Origin of the sequence: Halomonas salinarum, assembly GCF_012062845.1 — a bacterium.
Lineage (GTDB): Bacteria > Pseudomonadota > Gammaproteobacteria > Pseudomonadales > Halomonadaceae > Onishia > Onishia salinarum.
In genome coordinates, this window is the sequence record NZ_WWNB01000010.1 from 21,798 (window position 1) to 39,013 (window position 17,216).

Sequence of the window (17,216 nt, forward strand, 5' to 3'; positions counted from 1 at the left end):
CTCAGCTCCTGATGCCTTTACCGCGCTCGAGCATCCACAGGGCAATGGCGAACAGCACAGTGATGAAGGCGCAGATGGCGGCCAGCGCCCAACCGACCGGAATGTCGGAGACCCCCAGGAAACCATAGCGGAAGACGTTGACCATATAGAGGATCGGGTTGAGCATCGACACGCCCTGCCAGAACTCCGGCAACAGGGAGATCGAATAGAAGACCCCACCCAGATAGGTCAGCGGCGTGAGAATGAAGGTCGGCACGATGGAGATATCATCGAATTTCTTGCCGAGCAGCGCATTGATGAAGCCGCCGGCAGCGAATAGTGCGGCGGTCAACACGACGACCAGAACGGTCAGCACGGGATGCGCCACCTCGATACGGGTGAAGAACAGCGACACCCCCGTGACGATGATGCCAACGCCCAGGCCACGCGCCATACCGCCGAGAATGAAGCCCGCAAGGATCACCCAATTGGGCATCGGCGAGACCATCATTTCCTCGATCGAGCGCTGGAACTTGTTGGAGAAGAAGCTGGAGGCCACATTCGAGTAGCTGTTGGTAATCACCGCCATCATGATCAGGCCTGGGACGATGAAGTCCATGTAGTTGTAACCATCCATCTCGCCGATTCGCGACCCGATCAGGTTGCCGAAGATGATGAAGTACATGGTCATGGTGATCGACGGCGGCAGCAGTGTCTGCGGCCAGATACGGGTAAAGCGGCGCACTTCCTTGCCGACCAGAGTCCACAGTGCCACGGCTATCTGCATTGCATTCATTTCGCGGCCTCCGCGTTGGACTCTTCCACCATCGAGACAAACATTTCTTCCAGCCGGTTGGCCCGGTTGCGCATCGACACCACGGTCAGCCCCTGCTCGGAGAGCTGTTGAAAGACGTCGTTGAGCCGCTGGCCACGCTTGACCGAGACGGCCAGCTGACTTGAGTCGACTTTTTCGATCTGGAAATCTTCAAGGATCGGCAGCTCGCCCACCGGCTCGGCCAGATCAAGCAGGAAGGTCTCGGTATTCAGCTGGCCAAGCAACTCACGCACGCTGGTGTTCTTGACGATCTCGCCGTTATTGATGATCGCGATGTTACGACACAGACTCTCGGCTTCCTCGAGATAGTGGGTCGTGAGGATAATGGTGGTGCCCTCCTCGCGATTGATGCGGCGCATGTAATCCCACATGGAGCGGCGCAGTTCGATATCAACGCCAGCGGTAGGCTCATCGAGGATCAAGAGCTTGGGGCGATGAATGAGGGCACGAGCAATCATCAGGCGACGCTTCATGCCGCCAGAGAGCGCACGAGCGCTGCCGTCACGCTTGTCCCAAAGGCCCAGATCCTTGAGCAGCTTCGCCGCACGGGGCTTGGCCTCGCGGTGAGACATGCCGTAGTAGCCCGCCTGAGCGAGAATGATGTCTTCGACCTTCTCGAACTGGTTGAAGTTGAACTCCTGGGGCACCACGCCGAGGTTGTACTTGGCGTGGGCGAAGTCCTTGTCGATATCGATACCAAAGACCGATACCTTGCCGGCGCTCTTCTGTACCAGCGAACAGACCACGCCGAGCGTAGTGGACTTGCCGGCCCCGTTGGGACCCAATAACGCGAAAAAATCACCCTGCTGGACATCGAGATCGATGCCTTTCAAGGCATGAAAGCCGTTGCCGTACACCTTGGTCAGGCCACGGATCGACAGCGCCGGTTCAGCCATCAGGACACCTGTGAGATGGTTTAAAAATTAGGACACTAAGGATAGGGGCGAGTGCTCAGAATTCAATGCCAGCGAACAAATAGGCGTGCAGAGACGTAAAAGAACACGGAAAAATGCGGAGGGAAAACTGCTGATATTTTGCGGCTATCAAGTGTCGTACGGATGACACATAGGAAGGAACGATTGGAGCGGAAAAGGAGATTCGAACTCCCGACCCTCGCCTTGGCAAGGCGATGCTCTACCACTGAGCTATTTCCGCGTATCGTTGTGCGTTGTGAGGTGGTGTCCCATAGGGGGTTCGAACCCCTGTCACTGCCGTGAAAGGGCAGTGTCCTGGACCACTAGACGAATGGGACGCATGGAGCGGAAAAGGAGATTCGAACTCCCGACCCTCGCCTTGGCAAGGCGATGCTCTACCACTGAGCTATTTCCGCATGTCTCACAACCGCTGTACTGCTTGTAGAATGACCGAAGTGGCGTCCCATAGGGGGTTCGAACCCCTGTCACTGCCGTGAAAGGGCAGTGTCCTGGACCACTAGACGAATGGGACGCATGGAGCGGAAAAGGAGATTCGAACTCCCGACCCTCGCCTTGGCAAGGCGATGCTCTACCACTGAGCTATTTCCGCATTTACTTCCCGGTCATCCGGCATCTTCAAGAGGATGGTGTCCCATAGGGGGTTCGAACCCCTGTCACTGCCGTGAAAGGGCAGTGTCCTGGACCACTAGACGAATGGGACGTGGCCGAACCTCTTTAAGATGGCGCGTATCTTACTGAGCACACCGGAGACTGTCAAGCGCCTGTTGTGCCGAACGTTTGCTCATATACAGGCTACTCTTTAAGGCAGTAGACAGGCGCCGTGGGGCGTCGTTAGGCATAATCAGGCAGTCGACAGGAGGGGCAAGGTAGCAGTTAGTATCGTGCAGACCAAGAGGCTACTGGACATCGAGCCTTGATGGCGCAAGAAGAACAGGGCAGATAATGACATGGCCAAGGCTTGCGCAACGCGTTGTGAGACGACGGCCAGCAGTGGCACAGTGGGCTCTGGGCATGGATGGCGCGCGTCGGCTGCGCTTCCAAACGACCGCCCTGGCCCGTAAGCGATCATTTCTGATATTGGAAGGTACGCCATGCGCAAGAAGATTGAGAAAAGCGATGCCGAGTGGCGCAGCCAACTCAGCCCCGAGCAATATCGCGTCACCCGGGAGAAAGGCACCGAACCCCCCTTTAGCGGCGATCATCAGGTCAGAGAAGCTCAAGGGATCTATCACTGCGTCTGCTGTCACGCTCCGCTCTTCGAGAACGAGCACAAGTTCGATTCCGGCTGCGGTTGGCCAAGCTTCGACCGCCCACTGGGCAAAGGCTCGGTAGAAGAGCATGACGACACCAGCCACGGCATGCAGCGCACCGAAGTGGTGTGTTCGCACTGCGATGCCCACCTGGGCCATGTTTTCCCGGATGGACCGCCGGAATCGACCGGCCTGCGTTACTGCATCAACTCGGTGGCCATCGACTTCAACCGGGACGAGTGAGTCAAGCGACTCGCCGCCCTTCCCACCTGAGACACATGATTCGCCGTCACACCCCGTATGCGGCGAATCATGTGTGAAGCATCAAGGGCTAAATCACACGCTCCTGCCCTTCCCCGCTGGCCCCAGCCGGCCGTCCATCTGCTAAGATGGTCGGCCGTTAGAAACGCGCAGGAGAAGAGGCCATGCTGGGCTGGTACCCGGGACACATGAACAAGGCACGTCGCCAGATCACCGAGGCGCTGCCGGAAATCGACGTGGTGCTGGAGGTGCTCGACGCCCGCCTGCCCTATTCCAGCGCCAACCCGATGCTGGCCGAACTCACCGAGCACAAGCCGGTGCTGAAGATCCTCTCGCGCGCTGACCTGGCCGACCCGGCGCGCACCCAGGAGTGGGTGGCCTATTTCGACGCTCAGCCCGACACCCGAGCACTGGCGGTAACTACCACCCAGGCCCGCGAGCTCAAGCACATTCCCAAGCTTTGTCATGAGCTGGCCGGCGACGTGCGTGCCGACCGCGATGTGCGAGTGATGGTGATGGGCATTCCCAATGTCGGCAAGTCGACCCTGATCAACGGCCTGGCCAAGCGCAAGATCGCCAAGACCGGTAACGAACCGGCGGTGACCAAGCGCCAGCAGAAGGTGCGCATTGATGGCCGGGTGGCGCTGACTGACACCCCCGGGGTGCTATGGCCGAAGATCGAGGACCAGGCCAGTGCTCACCGGCTGGCGGCCAGCGGCGCCATTCGCGATACCGCCATCGACTATCTGGATGTCGCCGTGGTCACCGCCGCCGAGCTGGCCAAGCGCTACCCCGAGGCGCTGACCGGCCGCTACAAGCTCAAGGCGCTGCCGCCCTACGAAGGCAACGCCGCCGCAGAATCGGTCGAGGCCGATGGTACGAGGCAGACCGACCTGCTGGCCCTGGCCGGCTTCGACGGCAACGCCATCGTGCGCGATATCGCCGCCAAGCGCGGCGGCCTGCGCGCCGGCGGCGAGGTCGACCTGCACCGGGGCGCCGAGGTGCTGCTGCATGAACTGCGCGACGGCAAGCTGGGCCGGTTGACCCTGGAGACCCCGGCGGACATTCCACCGCCGCCGGAACCTGAAGCCGATGACGCCGACAGTGAAGACGCGCAAGCCAACGCCGATTCATGAAACCGTCAGTGAGGCTGCGTCTTGCGCCGACGATACGCGCGCCGGGCCCCGCGTGAGCGGGGCTACCCCTGGACACACTACCCGGACACCCCATGGATAACCCGACGTTCATCAACAAGTCCCATAAACTTCACAACGTCTGCTACGACATTCGCGGGCCCGTGCTCGACCACGCCAAGCGTCTCGAGGACGAAGGTCAGCGCATCCTCAAGCTGAACATCGGCAACCCGGCACCGTTCGGCTTCGAGGCACCGGAAGAGATCCTGCAGGACGTGATGCGCAACCTGCCCACCGCCCAGGGTTATTGCGATTCCAAGGGGCTCTACTCGGCACGCAAGGCGATCATGCAGGAGTGCCAGCGCAAGCGGATTCCCGGCGTTGGCATCGAGGACATCTTCGTCGGCAATGGTGTTTCGGAGCTGATCGTGATGGCCATGCAGGCGCTGATCAACGACGGTGACGAGGTACTGATTCCGGCGCCTGACTACCCGCTGTGGACCGCTGCCACCAACCTTTCAGGCGGCCGCGCGGTGCACTATCGCTGCGATGAGCAGGCCGACTGGGCCCCGGACATGGATGACATCCGCGCCAAGGTGACCAGCCACACCAAGGCCATCGTGGTGATAAACCCCAATAACCCCACCGGTGCCGTCTATCCACCGGAAGTGACCCGCGAGCTACTGGAAATCGCCCGCGAGAACAACCTGGTGGTGTTCTCCGATGAGATCTACGACAAGATCCTCTACGACGAGGTAGAGCATGTCTCCACCGGGGCGCTCGCCGGTGATGACCAGCTGGTGGTGACCATGAACGGTCTATCCAAGAGCTATCGCTGCGCGGGCTTTCGCTCAGGCTGGATGATTCTTTCCGGCAACGTTGCCAAGCAGCGTGCCGCCGACTTCATCCAGGGCCTGAACATGCTGGCCTCGATGCGCCTGTGCGCCAATGTGCCGGCCCAGCACGCCATTCAGACGGCTCTGGGGGGTTATCAGTCGATCAACGACCTGGTCTTGCCCGGCGGACGCCTCAAGGCACAACGCGACATCACCGTCGAGAAGCTCAACGACATCCCCGGCGTTTCCTGCACCACCCCCAAGGGCGCCCTCTACGCCTTCCCCAAGCTCGACCCCAAGGTGCACCCGATCGTCGATGACCAGAAGATGGTGCTGGACCTGTTGCTGCAGGAGAAGATCCTGCTGGTGCAGGGAACCGCCTTCAACTGGCCGGAACCGGATCACGTGCGCATCGTCACCCTGCCCTGGGCCGACCAGCTGGGAGATGCCCTGGAACGCTTCGGTCGCTTCCTGTCGCGCTATCGTCAGTGAAGGTGTCAAGCAACGACTTTATCGATCCGCGATCATAGGACTTGAAACCGACCCTCATAAGACGTATCTAAGCTAACGTATTGAACGCGCCGGCATCCGTCGGCGCCCATCCCTCTTAGCGGGAGCTTACTCCACATGATGCGCATCCTTCTTTTCCTGGCCACCAACCTCGCGGTCGTGTTGATCGCCAGCATCACCCTGCGCTTGCTCGGGGTCGAGCCTTACCTGAACGCCCAGGGCATGAACATGAACAGCCTGCTGATCTTCTGCTTCGTGTTCGGCATGGCAGGCTCGCTGATCTCGCTGTTCATTTCCAAGTGGATGGCCAAGCGCAGCACCGGCACCCAGATCATCGAACAGCCGAGCAACGCCACCGAGAAATGGCTACTCGAGACCGTCGCCGAGCTGGCCCATGAGGCCGGCATCAAGACACCGGAAGTCGGGATCTTCCCGGCTGAGCAGTCCAACGCCTTTGCGACCGGCTGGAACAAGGACGATGCCCTGGTCGCGGTCTCCTCGGGCCTGCTCAACCGCATGCGCCGGGAAGAGGTCCGTGCGGTGCTGGCTCACGAGATCGGCCACGTCGCCAACGGCGATATGGTCACGCTGGCGCTGATTCAGGGCGTGCTGAACACCTTCGTGATGTTCTTCGCGCGCATCGTTGCCCAGCTGGTCGACAGCTTCCTGCGCAAGGACGATAACGGCGGCCTGGGCTTCTTCGGCTACTTCGCCGTGGTGATCGTCGCCGAGATCGTCTTCGGCCTGATCGCCTCGATCATCGTCGCCTGGTTCTCGCGCTTTCGCGAGTATCGTGCCGACGCCGCGGGCGCCAAGCTCGCCGGTAGCGGTGCCATGATCAACGCCCTGGCCCGCCTAAAGGCCGAGACCGAAATGCCGGATCAGATGCCCGACACCCTGACGGCCTTTGCCATCACGACCGGCCAGAGCCGCAAGCTGATGGAAAAGCTGTTCTCGAGTCATCCGCCGCTGGATGATCGCATCCGCGCGCTGAAGGAATCGGCCTACCGCTGAGCCATCACTTCCCCGCCGGCCACGCTGTAAGCCGTAAACCACAAGGGCCCGCCCTCATTACGAGGGCGGGCCCTTTTGTTTCGACCTATCGTGTCGACCTTTTATCTCGAACACCGCTTGTCACGCATCGATGCCGGTTCCCCAACGGCCTAGCGGGCCTCGCCCACCAGCGACTCTGCCATCGGCGTCGGCTCGCTGCCTTCGGCATCGTCATCGGCCAGCGGCACGACCTTGAAACCGACCATGGCATAGACGATAGCGAGGGCGAAATTCACCAGGTTGAAGATGGCAAACGGCAGGTAGGACAGGGTCGCCACCCCGAGAGTGGCCGCCATGTAGGCGCCGCAGCTGTTCCAGGGGATCAGCGGCGAGGTAATGGTCCCGGAGTCCTCCAGCGAGCGTGACAGATTGACCGGCGCCAGCCCGCGGCGACGGAACTCGGCCCGGTACATGCGCCCCGGCAGGATCACCGAGATGTACTGATCACCGGTGATGATGTTCGATGAGAGCCCCGTGCCCAGGGTGGTAATGATCAGCGCTCCCGCACTCTGCGTGACCCCCAGCATGCCCCGCACCAGGCGCTCCAATAGTCCAAGGCGCTCGATCACGCCACCAAAGGCCATCGCCGCAAGAATCAACCAGACGGTGTTGAGCATGCTCGACATGCCGCCCTTGCTCAGCAGGTCATCGAACACCGCATTGCCGGTGTTGGCCACATAGCCGTCGAAGAGCGCCATCCACACGCCCTTCAAGAGGGCCAGGGGCGTCGCCAGATCGGCCGCGCTGGCCAGGGAAAGCACCGCCTGAGGCTGGAAGACGACGGCAAACACCGCCCCCATCAAGGCGCCGATGACGATGGTCGGGAAGGCCGGCCAGCGGCGTACCGCCATCACCAGCAGCATCGCCAGCGGAATCAGCAGATGCGGCCCGATGGCGTAACTATCATTGAGCCTGCCCTGCAGCGCCAGCACCTGCTCGGGGGTCGCGAGGCCGGCTTCGGCCTTGAGCCCCAATACCCAGAAGGCGATCAGCGCGATCACGAGGCTCGGCACCGTGGTCCACAGCATATGGCGGATGTGCTCGAAAAGCTCGACCCCCGCGGCGGCCGGCGCCAGGTTGGTGGTATCAGACAGGGGCGAGAGTTTGTCACCGAAATAGGCCCCCGAAATCACCGCGCCGGCGCTTACGGCGGGTGACAGGCCAAGGCCATCGGCGATGCCGATCAGGCCGATGCCAAGCGTACCGGCTACTGTCCAGGAGCTGCCCACCGACAGTGCCACCACGGCACACAAAAGACAGGCACTGGCATAGAAGTACTGCGGGGCAATCACGTCGAGCCCGTAATAGATCATCGACGGCACCACACCGCCGAGGATCCAGGTACCGATCATGGCCCCCACGGCTAAAAGGATCAGGATGGCGCCTAGCGAGATCTGGATGCCGTGGTTGATGGCCTCTTCGATCTCATGCCAGCCATGGCCATTTTTCATGCCAACCAGGCCCGCCAACAAGGCGCCCAACAGCAACACGACCTGGTTGGGGCCCCAGGAGGCATCGGCACCGAACAGCACGACCGCCAGCACCAGCATGGCCACGACCACGGCCACCGGCACCAGCGCATCGAGAAAGGAAGGAGCGCGCACCTCGCGCGGCTGGGTATCAGACATGGTCTCGCAATTCCCTCGGAAAATGAGCGAGCAAGCTTGCCTGTCCGCGCCCATCGAGGGCAGCCCCCGTGTCCCTATCCTAGAGACGATGTCCCAGGATCGAAAAAGTGCAGGGCATTCTTATAAGACTAAGGTCGAAAATGCGATCACCAGACTAGGGTTTCACCCCTTAACATGCCCCATCGCGGCTCAGGACTCGCCAGCGGCTTCACCCTGCATCCGTAGCGCCTCTTCGAGATGCACCGCAAAGCCTGCCGCGGCAAGCATCGGGGCGAGTGTCGATGCGCCCGGTCGCAGGCGTATCGTCAGTGTCGAGAACTCACGACGCAGCGGATACTCGCTGCGATAGGCATCAAACCCCGCGGCAAGGCCCCGCTCGCGCTGATAGCGCCGCAACCCATCGTGATCCCGGCGCACGTCATAGCAGGCGCGCACGCAGAGCCGGAGGGCCTCCCAGAGCGTGAGCCCCGCATCCAGCGTCAGACTGGGCAGAGCCGGTGGCGGCGCCAAATCCGCCAGGGCGACTCGCACCGGCAAGCCCAAGTGTTCCATGGCCGCGCGATACACCTGATGGGTACCGCGAAGCTTGCCATCCAGGCTGTGGCCAGCGATATGCGGGGTCGCGATATCGGCAAGCCTGAACAGGGGCTCGTCGATGGCCGGTTCATTTTCGAAGACATCCAGCACGGTGCGCAGATCCCCTCGCGCCGCCAATCGCGTCAGCAACGCCTGACCATCGACACAGTCACCACGACCGGCATTCAGCAGCCAGCTGCCCGGCGCCAGGGCCGCGATGCGGTCTTCATCGAGCAGGTGATGGGTGCGATGGGGGCCGTCACGCACCAGCGGGGTATGCAGACAGAGCACATCGCATTCATCGATCAGCGTATCGAGATCGTCGAATGCCATCGAGTGCCCGGCGCCCTCTTCGGCACTGCACTCCGCTATTGTTTCGGATAGTGGCTCGGCTTTTTGTTCGGCCAGCGGCGGATCGCAGACGCGGCAATGAAGACCCAACTCCGTCAGGCGACGATAGAGCCGCCCGCCCACATTACCGGCACCGACAATACCGATCCGGCGCTGATCGAGCTCGACGCCCTCTCGCTCGGCAAGGGTGAGCAGGCTCGAGAGCACGTAGTCGACCACCGCCTCGGCATTACAGCCCGGCGCATTGGCGAAGCCGATCCCTCGGGCCTCAAGGGCTGCCTGATCGACATGATCGGTGCCGATGGTGCAGGTACCGACAAAGCGCAGCTTCGAGCCGCCAAGCAGTGCCTCGTCGACCCGGGTGATCGAGCGCACTACCAGCACCTCGGCCTCGGCGTCGCGCACCGCCTGGCCATCGATCTCACGACCGGGCAGCCGGGTGATCGAGCCAAGTTCGGCGAAACAGGCCTCGGCCTTGGGCACATGGGAGTCGATGAGCAAACGCATGGCAATTCCTTGCAGCTTCACAGGGTGTTACGGGATGGGAACGGACATGCCCATGGCAAACGGAGGTGGGTTGTTCATGCCGGTCAGGCCGTTACAATAGCATGCCAGCCAGCTCTCGCAGGGCGAGGCTTGCCTCCAGCTACCTCTGTTTCCATATCCTTGTTTTCGCGCCCTATCTATTGAGCGCCAACCCGCCAGGAGCCGCCGTGATCGTTCGCTGGGAAAGTAACCATGACTATGTGCTGGTGCACGTGCATCAGGACATGTTCGGCGACTGGATCTTCAGCCGCGCCTGGGGCCAGATTGGCACTCAGTTTGGCGGGCTTCAGCATCGGCTGGCGGACGACTATGCCCAGGCCATGCTGTGGCTGGAAGACGTCGCCACCATCCAGACCTCCCGGGGGTTTCACAAGGTACTGGAAGCCCAGGACGACACACCCGAGGGGCGTGATGCGGTCAAGCAGCTCTCACTGCTCGATGCCCTCTAGACGCTCGACCTAGGCGTCACTCCTCAACGCCCGAGCCGCCAAGAAAACGGCGACCGTTTCGCATCACCGCACCCTCGACGTGACGCTCGTCCACCACGGCAGGCTGCTGAACCTGCCGCCAGGCCTCATGATCAAGCCAGCCCCGAGCAGCGAGCCAGTCCGCCAGACGCTCGGGCTCGAAGCCCCGTTCCAGTGCCTGTCCCGCCGCATCTTCAAGCACCGGGATTCGCTCGCCATAGCGCGCCAAAAGCACCGCATCGTCTGATATCTCGACACGCACGGGCGCCGGCGCTTCGGGCGCCAACCGGGCAAGCCAGGCTTCCAGCTCCTCGCAGAGATGGCAACCCAGGGTGGTGTAGAGCGTTAGATGCGCCTCGCTATTCATCATTACCTCCCCGTCATACCGCCGCCCGATGCCGGATCAGGAAGCAGTGGTGCAGGTCCGGGCGACGTTGGCCACACCAGGAGCGGGTCGAATGTCTCATGCCGCATGCTCTGAATGCCGAATCAGGAAGCAGTGGTGCAGGTCCGGGCGACGCTGGCCATACCAGGAGTGGGTCGAATGTCTCATGCCGCATGCTCTGAATGACGAATCAGGAAGCAGTGGTGCAGGTCCGGGCGACGCTGGCCATACCAGGAGTGGGTCGAATGTCTCATGCCGCATGCTCTGAATGACGAATCAGGAAGCAGTGGTGCAGATCCGGGCGATGCTGGTCATACCAGGAGTGGGTCGAATGTCTCATGTCGCGCTCTCTGGATGCCGGATCAGGAAGCAGTGGTGCAGGTCCGGGCGACGCTGGCCATACCAGGAGTGGGTCGAATGTCTCATGTCGCGCTCTCTGGATGCCGGATCAGGAAGCAGTGGTGCAGGTCCGGGCGACGTTGAAAGTCCGGGTCAAATGTCTTTCCCGAGATGTCCTCCACCGCGAAGCGCTCGGCGATTGAGGCATCGAGCGCGAAACGCCGTTGGTTGTTGGAAAACACCAGAGTACCGCCCGGTGCCAGGCGTGCCATGGCCAGCTCGACGAGTTGGCCATGATCACGCTGGATATCGAGGGTCGCCTCCATCTTCTTCGAGTTCGAGAAGGTCGGCGGGTCGAGGAAGATCAGGTCGAACTCGCTGCCGGCGGTCTGAAGCCAGCGCAGGCAATCGTCGCGCACCACCCGGTGACGGCTGGGGTCGAGACGGTTCAGGGCGAAGTTCTCCCGCGCCCACTCGAGATAGGTATTCGACAGGTCGACGCTGACGCTGTCGCTGGCGCCCCCCTCGGCCTCGGTGCCTAGGGCGGCCTGCACGGTGGCCGTGGCGGTATAGCAGAACAGGTTCAAAAGGCGCTTGCCCGGCGCCATCTCGGCCAGCAGCCGACGCACCGGCCGGTGGTCGAGGAAGAGTCCGGTATCCAGGTAATCGCGCAGGTTGACCCACAGCAGCGCCCGGCCCTCGCGGACCTGGAAGCGCTCGCCGCTGGCGGCGTGTTTCTGGTACTGGGCCTTGCCCGACTGGCGCTCGCGCTGCTTGATGAAGATGTGCTCCGGGGAGACCTCAAGCACCTCAGGAATCACCCCCAAAGCGTCGAGCAGCCGGCGTTGGGCCTGCTTGGCATTCACTGACTTGGGCGGCGCGTACTCCTGCACATGCACGCGGTCACCGTAGACATCGATGGCCAGGGCGTACTCGGGCATGTCGGCGTCATACAGCCGGTAGCAGGACTCTCCGCTGCGCTTTAGCCAGGACTTGAGCCGCTTGCGGTTCTTCTGCAGACGATTGGCGAACATTTGCGCCCCTTCCGAGCGCGACGGCCGCTCGGAAGGCTCGGCAGCCGCCTTCTTCGAGGCCTGATGAGAGGCCTTTTCGGGGGGGCTGCCGGCTCCCTCGTGGGTCTGGCTGTCAGCGGATGACTGACCCTCGACGATACGGCGCTTGGCAGGCGCGGCCGACTCGGGTTCAGACGCCTTCGCCTGCCCCTGATCCAGCTCGATCAGCAGCAGTTTGCAGTCCAGTGGGCCGTTCTTGAAGGCATACTGCTTGGATGCCCGAAGCCCTGTGCGGTGGCCAAGCTCCGGATTGCCGGTCAACATCGCCAGGCGCCAGCCAGGGAAGTGTGCCTGAGCGCGAGCGCCGAGGGTCGCATAGAGCGGCACCAGCTCTGGCAACTCGCCGATACGCTCGCCATAGGGCGGGTTGGTGATCAGGAGCCCTTGGGCATCGGCGGGCAAATCGTCGGGGCGAGACAGCTGCTTGACCGATGCCCCCTGGAAGTCGATCAGCGCCGGGATACCGGCGCGCATGGCATTGGCGCGCGCCGCCGAGATCGCTTGAGGGCTCTGGTCACGACCATAGATCTTGGCCTTGCAACGCTTGCGGCCAAGGCTCGCCCGGGCCTCGGCCTCACGCTTGATCTCCTGCCACAGGGCCTCGTCGTGGCCTGCCCAGCCATGAAAGCCGAAGCGCTCGCGCAACAGGTTCGGTGCCACGTCGGCGGCCATCAGCGCGCCCTCGATCACCAAGGTGCCCGCACCACACAGCGGATCAATCAGCGCTTCGCCTGCCTTGGCACGTGCCGGCCAGTCGGCGCGCACGAGCAGTGCCGCCGCGAGGTTTTCCTTGAGCGGCGCGTGTCCGAGTTCACGCCGATAACCACGACGGTGCAGGCTGTCACCAGACAGGTCGATACCCAGCATCAGGCGGCCACGATACAGGTGCGCATAGAGGCGCAGGTCGGGTTCGCGCGGGTCGACGCTTGGCCGTTCGCGGCCGGCACTTCTCAGGGCGTCGACGACGCCATCCTTGACCGTTTGAGCACCGAACCGGGTATGCCGAATGGCGTCTGAGAGGCCATGAAAGTCCACTGCGAGCGTCTTGCCCAGGGGCAGATGATCGCGCCAATCGATGGCTTCGGCGCAGGCCTTGATCTGCTCAGGCGTTTCGATGCCCTCTTCTCGCGACAGGCTGAGAACGATGCGATTGGCCAGGCGTGACCACAAGCAAGCGCGATAAGCCGCTTCCAAGGAGCCAGAAATATGCACTCCGGCCACCGTGGTCTTGGTGATTGCCAGCCCGAAGGGCTCAAGCTCCTCGGCCAGCAGGAGCTCCATGCCTTTCGGGCAGGTGGCAAATAACGTCATTGTTTCAATGTCTTGTGAATCTTTCATGAAAAAGCCACCTGGCGCCATGCGCCGTCATATTCCTGAAAAGCTGTTTTGGTAGTACGCTTATTCCAAATCGCCTGTCGACATGGGCTAGGCGGATGCGCTAGTTGTAATGGGGTAGCTACGCGGTACGCATGTGTTATCTGGTTCAAGGACGCTATCGGCATCAGGCGCTGAGCCTCGGTTTTGCGGTTAGCTTTTGGCAATCTGTGCTCGTCCCAGCCTATGCCCCATTAATACTGGTTTGCAGATAAAACTGGTTCATCAAGAGGCCATCCGATGAAACGACAGAAACGTGATCGCTTCCAGCGCGCTTATGTTCACGGTTACAAGGCAGGGGTCAGCGGCCGTTCCCGTGATGAATGTCCCAGTGAGGAAGTTAATCTTCGCGAATATTGGATGAGCGGTTGGCGTGAAGGTCGAGGGGACCAGTGGTCGGGCATGACAGGCGTGTCCGGCATTCACAAAAACCCTATGGTCATGTAGCTCCTGTTCATGAAGTCCTTGGTCATGTAGCTCTTGTTCATACAGTTCCCTGGATTCATGCCCCAAGGCCCGTGAAACCACGGGCCTTTTTGTGTCCATCACATCGGGTTTTTCGGCGTCGAACTGACTGCCTGACACTCCCTGTTTTGCACCAAATGACGGCTGCCCCTTCCCTATCGTGGCGATGATCCGGCGCTTAAGCCAATGCCTTTAGTATGCCTTATGATACCCGTGACCAAAGGCACCTGAATGGTGGTCACTGGGCTGCCAGTTTCAGTGCCCGGCTGCATTCGCCTACCAGAGGCGGACCACGATAGATGAAACCGGAATAGAGCTGTACCAGATCCGCCCCGGCCCCACGCTTGGCGATAGCCGCCTCGCCACTGTCGATGCCGCCAACGCCGATAATCGGCATATCCGGCAGCCTGCGTCGCAGTTCGCGAATCACTCGATTAGACGATTCAAATACCGGCCGACCGGAGAGCCCGCCCGCCTCGTCGGCGTGCGTCATTCCGGCAACCGCTTCTCTGGCCAGGGTGGTGTTGGTCGCGATAACGCCATCGATACTATTGGCGACCAGTGCCTCAGCCACCAGACCGACCTCCTCGCTGCTCATGTCGGGGGCGATCTTCACTGCCAGGGGCACCGTCCTGTCGCCAGCATTATCGAGGCGCAAGCTTTTCTCGCGCAGCGCGCCGAGCAAACGATCCAGATGCTCGCCGAACTGCAGGTTACGAAGCCCAGGCGTATTGGGCGACGAAATGTTGACCGTGATGTAGTCGGCGTGAGCATGTACCCGCTCCAGACAGATCATATAGTCGTCTACCGCCTGCTCTACCGGCGTGGTCAGGTTCTTGCCGATATTGATGCCGATCAATCCGTCATAGCGGCTCTTCTTGACCCGTTCAACCAGATGGTCGACGCCCGCATTGTTGAACCCCATACGATTGATGATCGCCCCCGCTTCCGGTAGGCGAAACAGACGCGGCTTGGGGTTACCCGGCTGCGGCTTCGGGGTGACGGTGCCGACCTCAACGAAACCGAACCCCAGCGCACCGAGCGCATCCAGGTGATCGGCGTTCTTGTCGAGGCCGGCGGCAAGGCCTACCCGGTTGGGAAAACGCAGCCCCATCAGCTCAACAGGGTCGTCGACACGCTCGCCACCACCAAGCTTGCCGGACATCCCCAGCCGATGTGCCAGATCAAGTGCCGTCAGAGTCACACCATGAGCTGCCTCGGGGTCGAGGCGAAAGAGTATCGAGCGGGCAGCGGCGTACATGGAACTCCCTGAGTTTGTGAACACGAATGGACGAACGCGAACAGGTTAACAATCACGAGTAGAAAATCGGCCGGGATTATAGCGCACACAGTCCCTGAACGACGAACCCCGCACAGGGCGGGGTCGTATCGAACAAAACGGCATCAGAGCGCTTAGTGAGCGATCTCGCCGTCGGTAAACAGGAACTCACGCAGGTGGGCGTCCATGGTCTTGTCATGACGACGAATCCACTCGAGTGTCATGGCCGCATGCTCCTTTTCCTCATCCCTGTTATGAATCAGAATCTTGCGTAACTCAGGATCCTGGCAGGCATCGACCCGCTGGTTGTACCAGTCGACCGCCTCCAGTTCCTCCATCAGCGAGACAATGGCTCGATGATAATCGCGCGTGTCGGCACTCAATTCTTCCACCGGCTCGTGATAGCTGTCACCTGCCATGGGCCTCTCCTTTTGTGGTCTACTGGTGGTCTATTGCACGTATCCAACGTTAGGCCAAAGCGGCGTCGCTGTCAGCCATAACCCGTCAACGCGGCCTCGCCTCGCTTCATTTCAGGGAGATCCTATGACCGAGACCACCGAAACGCTGGAAGGCCGGCTATCACGCATTCACAAGGCCTTAGTCGAGGATGACTTTGCCCTCATCGACGAAGTTCTCGATGACCTCGAACCCGCAGAGATCGCCCTGCTGCTTGAATCCCTGCCGCTGGCCGCTCGCACACGGCTCTGGGAGCGTGTGGCGCAGGATGTCGACGGCGAAGTGCTGCTGCACGTGCATGACGAGGTGCGCAGCACCCTGATCGAGGACATGGACGATCATGAGATCGTTGCCGCCACCTCGAACATGGATACCAGCGACCTGGCCGAGCTATTCGAGGATCTGCCGCAACAGGTGGCCGAAGACATGCTGCGCTCGATGGACGAGCTGCAGCGCACGCGACTTCAGGAGGCGCTTTCCTACGAGGAAGATTCCGCCGGTCGCCTGATGCGCACCGATACCGTGAGTGTACGTGCCGATGTCACACTCGAGACCGTGCAGCGCTTCCTGCGCTGGAAGAACCAGTCGATCCCTGACAATACCGATGCGCTGATGGTGGTCGACCGCAATGGCATTTTCGTCGGCGTGCTACCGCTGGCCCGCCTGGTCTCACAATCATCAGAACTTGCCGTGGCCGATGTCCTGGAAAGCGACATCGACAGTGTGTCGGTGGCGATGAAGTCCTGGGACGTCGCGACCCTCTTCCAGACCCACGACCTGGTATCGGCACCGGTGGTCGACGAAAAGGGGCTGCTGCTGGGGCGCATCATCATCGATGACATCGTCGACGTCATCCGCGAGGGCTCGGACCAGGCGCTGATGAACATGGCCGGTCTCGACGAGGAAGAGGACCTCTTCGCCCCGGTCATACCCAGCGCCAAGCGCCGCGCGGTATGGCTCGGCATCAACCTGATGACCGCCTTCCTGGCCGCCTGGGTGATCGGGCGCTTCGAGGCAGCACTCGATCAGATCGTCGCCCTGGCGGTGTTGATGCCCATCGTCGCCAGCATGGGCGGCATCGCCGGCAGCCAGACCCTGACCCTGGCGATTCGCGGCCTGGCACTGGGTCAGATCAGCCGCACCAACAGCAACTGGCTGATGCGCAAGGAAATCGGCATCTCGTTGATCAATGGTGTGTTGTGGGCCCTGGTGGTCGCGGTGATCGCCACCCTGTGGTTTCAGGATGTGCGGATCGGCGGCATCATTGCTGTCGCCCTGGTCATCAACATGCTCGCTGCCGGCATCGCCGGTATCGCCATCCCCCTGGGCCTCAAGCGTTTGGGCATCGACCCCGCTTTATCGGGCTCAGTGGTGCTGACCACCGTCACCGACGTGATCGGCTTCATGGCGTTCCTGGGCCTGGCCACCGTCTTCCTCCTGTAAGCACCACTCCTAAGCACCACTCCTCATAACGCAACGACCCCG

Annotated in this window: 15 protein-coding genes and 6 tRNA genes; 7 read left to right on the forward strand and 14 right to left on the reverse strand. The window is 61.5% G+C overall.

Going from position 1 to position 17,216, the window contains the following annotated elements:
* Position 1: 1 nt before the first annotated feature.
* The 8 genes from HF027_RS08745 to HF027_RS08780 all read right to left on the reverse strand — a co-directional run bounded on the left by HF027_RS08745 (position 2) and on the right by HF027_RS08780 (position 2,449).
* The gene (locus HF027_RS08745) at positions 2–775 is read right to left on the reverse strand and encodes an ABC transporter permease (protein ID WP_168014819.1); all 774 of its coding nucleotides are present in this window, start codon (positions 773–775) and stop codon (positions 2–4) included.
* The gene (locus HF027_RS08750; protein WP_168014821.1) at positions 772–1,710 is read right to left on the reverse strand and encodes an ABC transporter ATP-binding protein; all 939 of its coding nucleotides are present in this window, start codon (positions 1,708–1,710) and stop codon (positions 772–774) included. The genes HF027_RS08745 and HF027_RS08750 overlap by 4 nt, the downstream gene beginning before the upstream one ends.
* 184 nt (positions 1,711–1,894) lie before the next feature.
* Positions 1,895–1,969, reverse strand: a tRNA-Gly gene (locus HF027_RS08755).
* Positions 1,970–1,990: 21 nt separating this feature from the next.
* Positions 1,991–2,066: transfer RNA gene (locus HF027_RS08760), tRNA-Glu, on the reverse strand.
* A 3-nt stretch (positions 2,067–2,069) separates the two neighbouring features.
* Positions 2,070–2,144, reverse strand: a tRNA-Gly gene (locus HF027_RS08765).
* Between the two features lie 40 nt (positions 2,145–2,184).
* A tRNA-Glu gene (locus HF027_RS08770) sits at positions 2,185–2,260 on the reverse strand.
* A gap of 3 nt (positions 2,261–2,263) precedes the next feature.
* Positions 2,264–2,338, reverse strand: a tRNA-Gly gene (locus HF027_RS08775).
* A 35-nt stretch (positions 2,339–2,373) separates the two neighbouring features.
* Positions 2,374–2,449: transfer RNA gene (locus HF027_RS08780), tRNA-Glu, on the reverse strand.
* 391 nt (positions 2,450–2,840) lie between these two features.
* On the opposite strand from HF027_RS08780, the gene msrB reads away from it, so the two are divergent.
* From msrB to htpX, 4 genes are all read left to right on the forward strand, one after another.
* Positions 2,841–3,242 (forward strand): peptide-methionine (R)-S-oxide reductase MsrB, encoded by a 402-nt coding sequence (gene msrB / locus HF027_RS08785; protein ID WP_168014823.1) that lies wholly within the window; start codon positions 2,841–2,843, stop codon positions 3,240–3,242.
* A gap of 182 nt (positions 3,243–3,424) precedes the next feature.
* Positions 3,425–4,396, forward strand: coding sequence for a ribosome biogenesis GTPase YlqF (ylqF, locus tag HF027_RS08790; RefSeq protein ID WP_168014825.1), 972 nt, complete (start codon positions 3,425–3,427; stop codon positions 4,394–4,396).
* 92 nt (positions 4,397–4,488) lie between these two features.
* Complete coding sequence (locus tag HF027_RS08795) at positions 4,489–5,721, forward strand: pyridoxal phosphate-dependent aminotransferase (RefSeq protein ID WP_136253837.1); 1,233 nt, start codon at positions 4,489–4,491, stop codon at positions 5,719–5,721.
* A gap of 135 nt (positions 5,722–5,856) precedes the next feature.
* Positions 5,857–6,753, forward strand: coding sequence for a protease HtpX (htpX, locus tag HF027_RS08800; RefSeq protein WP_168014827.1), 897 nt, complete (start codon positions 5,857–5,859; stop codon positions 6,751–6,753).
* 149 nt (positions 6,754–6,902) lie between these two features.
* On the opposite strand, the gene nhaC is transcribed toward htpX, so the two are convergent.
* Positions 6,903–8,420: a Na+/H+ antiporter NhaC gene (nhaC, locus tag HF027_RS08805; protein ID WP_168014829.1), complete on the reverse strand. Its 1,518-nt coding sequence runs from the start codon at positions 8,418–8,420 to the stop codon at positions 6,903–6,905.
* Positions 8,421–8,609: 189 nt separating this feature from the next.
* On the reverse strand, positions 8,610–9,854 hold the full coding sequence (gene pdxB / locus HF027_RS08810; RefSeq protein ID WP_168014831.1) for a 4-phosphoerythronate dehydrogenase PdxB: 1,245 nt from the start codon (positions 9,852–9,854) through the stop codon (positions 8,610–8,612).
* 206 nt (positions 9,855–10,060) lie between these two features.
* Between pdxB and HF027_RS08815 the strand changes: the two genes are divergently transcribed.
* Positions 10,061–10,342: a hypothetical protein gene (locus HF027_RS08815; RefSeq protein ID WP_168014833.1), complete on the forward strand. Its 282-nt coding sequence runs from the start codon at positions 10,061–10,063 to the stop codon at positions 10,340–10,342.
* Between the two features lie 16 nt (positions 10,343–10,358).
* Here HF027_RS08815 and HF027_RS08820 read toward each other — a convergent pair whose 3' ends face one another.
* Complete coding sequence (locus HF027_RS08820) at positions 10,359–10,727, reverse strand: glutaredoxin family protein (RefSeq protein ID WP_168014835.1); 369 nt, start codon at positions 10,725–10,727, stop codon at positions 10,359–10,361.
* 440 nt (positions 10,728–11,167) lie between these two features.
* Complete coding sequence (gene rlmKL / locus HF027_RS08825) at positions 11,168–13,495, reverse strand: bifunctional 23S rRNA (guanine(2069)-N(7))-methyltransferase RlmK/23S rRNA (guanine(2445)-N(2))-methyltransferase RlmL (protein ID WP_168014837.1); 2,328 nt, start codon at positions 13,493–13,495, stop codon at positions 11,168–11,170.
* 276 nt (positions 13,496–13,771) lie between these two features.
* Between rlmKL and rmf the strand changes: the two genes are divergently transcribed.
* The gene (gene rmf, locus HF027_RS08830; protein WP_168014839.1) at positions 13,772–13,978 is read left to right on the forward strand and encodes a ribosome modulation factor; all 207 of its coding nucleotides are present in this window, start codon (positions 13,772–13,774) and stop codon (positions 13,976–13,978) included.
* A 256-nt stretch (positions 13,979–14,234) separates the two neighbouring features.
* Here the strand turns inward: rmf and HF027_RS08835 are convergent, their stop codons facing one another.
* Both HF027_RS08835 and HF027_RS08840 read right to left on the reverse strand, forming a co-directional pair.
* Positions 14,235–15,257, reverse strand: coding sequence for a quinone-dependent dihydroorotate dehydrogenase (locus HF027_RS08835; protein WP_168014841.1), 1,023 nt, complete (start codon positions 15,255–15,257; stop codon positions 14,235–14,237).
* Between the two features lie 152 nt (positions 15,258–15,409).
* The gene (locus HF027_RS08840; protein WP_168014843.1) at positions 15,410–15,694 is read right to left on the reverse strand and encodes an encapsulin-associated ferritin-like protein; all 285 of its coding nucleotides are present in this window, start codon (positions 15,692–15,694) and stop codon (positions 15,410–15,412) included.
* Positions 15,695–15,818: 124 nt separating this feature from the next.
* Between HF027_RS08840 and mgtE the strand changes: the two genes are divergently transcribed.
* Positions 15,819–17,174 (forward strand): magnesium transporter, encoded by a 1,356-nt coding sequence (gene mgtE, locus HF027_RS08845; protein ID WP_168014845.1) that lies wholly within the window; start codon positions 15,819–15,821, stop codon positions 17,172–17,174.
* Positions 17,175–17,216: the final 42 nt, after the last annotated feature.

Coding starts and splice junctions, on each gene's coding strand:
- HF027_RS08745 (WP_168014819.1), bottom strand. CDS start 775: ATGAATGCAATGCAGATAGCCGTGGCACTGTGGACTCTGGTCGGCAAG.
- HF027_RS08750 (WP_168014821.1), bottom strand. CDS start 1,710: ATGGCTGAACCGGCGCTGTCGATCCGTGGCCTGACCAAGGTGTACGGC.
- msrB (WP_168014823.1), top strand. CDS start 2,841: ATGCGCAAGAAGATTGAGAAAAGCGATGCCGAGTGGCGCAGCCAACTC.
- ylqF (WP_168014825.1), top strand. CDS start 3,425: ATGCTGGGCTGGTACCCGGGACACATGAACAAGGCACGTCGCCAGATC.
- HF027_RS08795 (WP_136253837.1), top strand. CDS start 4,489: ATGGATAACCCGACGTTCATCAACAAGTCCCATAAACTTCACAACGTC.
- htpX (WP_168014827.1), top strand. CDS start 5,857: ATGATGCGCATCCTTCTTTTCCTGGCCACCAACCTCGCGGTCGTGTTG.
- nhaC (WP_168014829.1), bottom strand. CDS start 8,420: ATGTCTGATACCCAGCCGCGCGAGGTGCGCGCTCCTTCCTTTCTCGAT.
- pdxB (WP_168014831.1), bottom strand. CDS start 9,854: ATGCGTTTGCTCATCGACTCCCATGTGCCCAAGGCCGAGGCCTGTTTC.
- HF027_RS08820 (WP_168014835.1), bottom strand. CDS start 10,727: ATGAATAGCGAGGCGCATCTAACGCTCTACACCACCCTGGGTTGCCAT.
- rlmKL (WP_168014837.1), bottom strand. CDS start 13,495: ATGAAAGATTCACAAGACATTGAAACAATGACGTTATTTGCCACCTGC.
- rmf (WP_168014839.1), top strand. CDS start 13,772: ATGAAACGACAGAAACGTGATCGCTTCCAGCGCGCTTATGTTCACGGT.
- HF027_RS08835 (WP_168014841.1), bottom strand. CDS start 15,257: ATGTACGCCGCTGCCCGCTCGATACTCTTTCGCCTCGACCCCGAGGCA.
- HF027_RS08840 (WP_168014843.1), bottom strand. CDS start 15,694: ATGGCAGGTGACAGCTATCACGAGCCGGTGGAAGAATTGAGTGCCGAC.
- mgtE (WP_168014845.1), top strand. CDS start 15,819: ATGACCGAGACCACCGAAACGCTGGAAGGCCGGCTATCACGCATTCAC.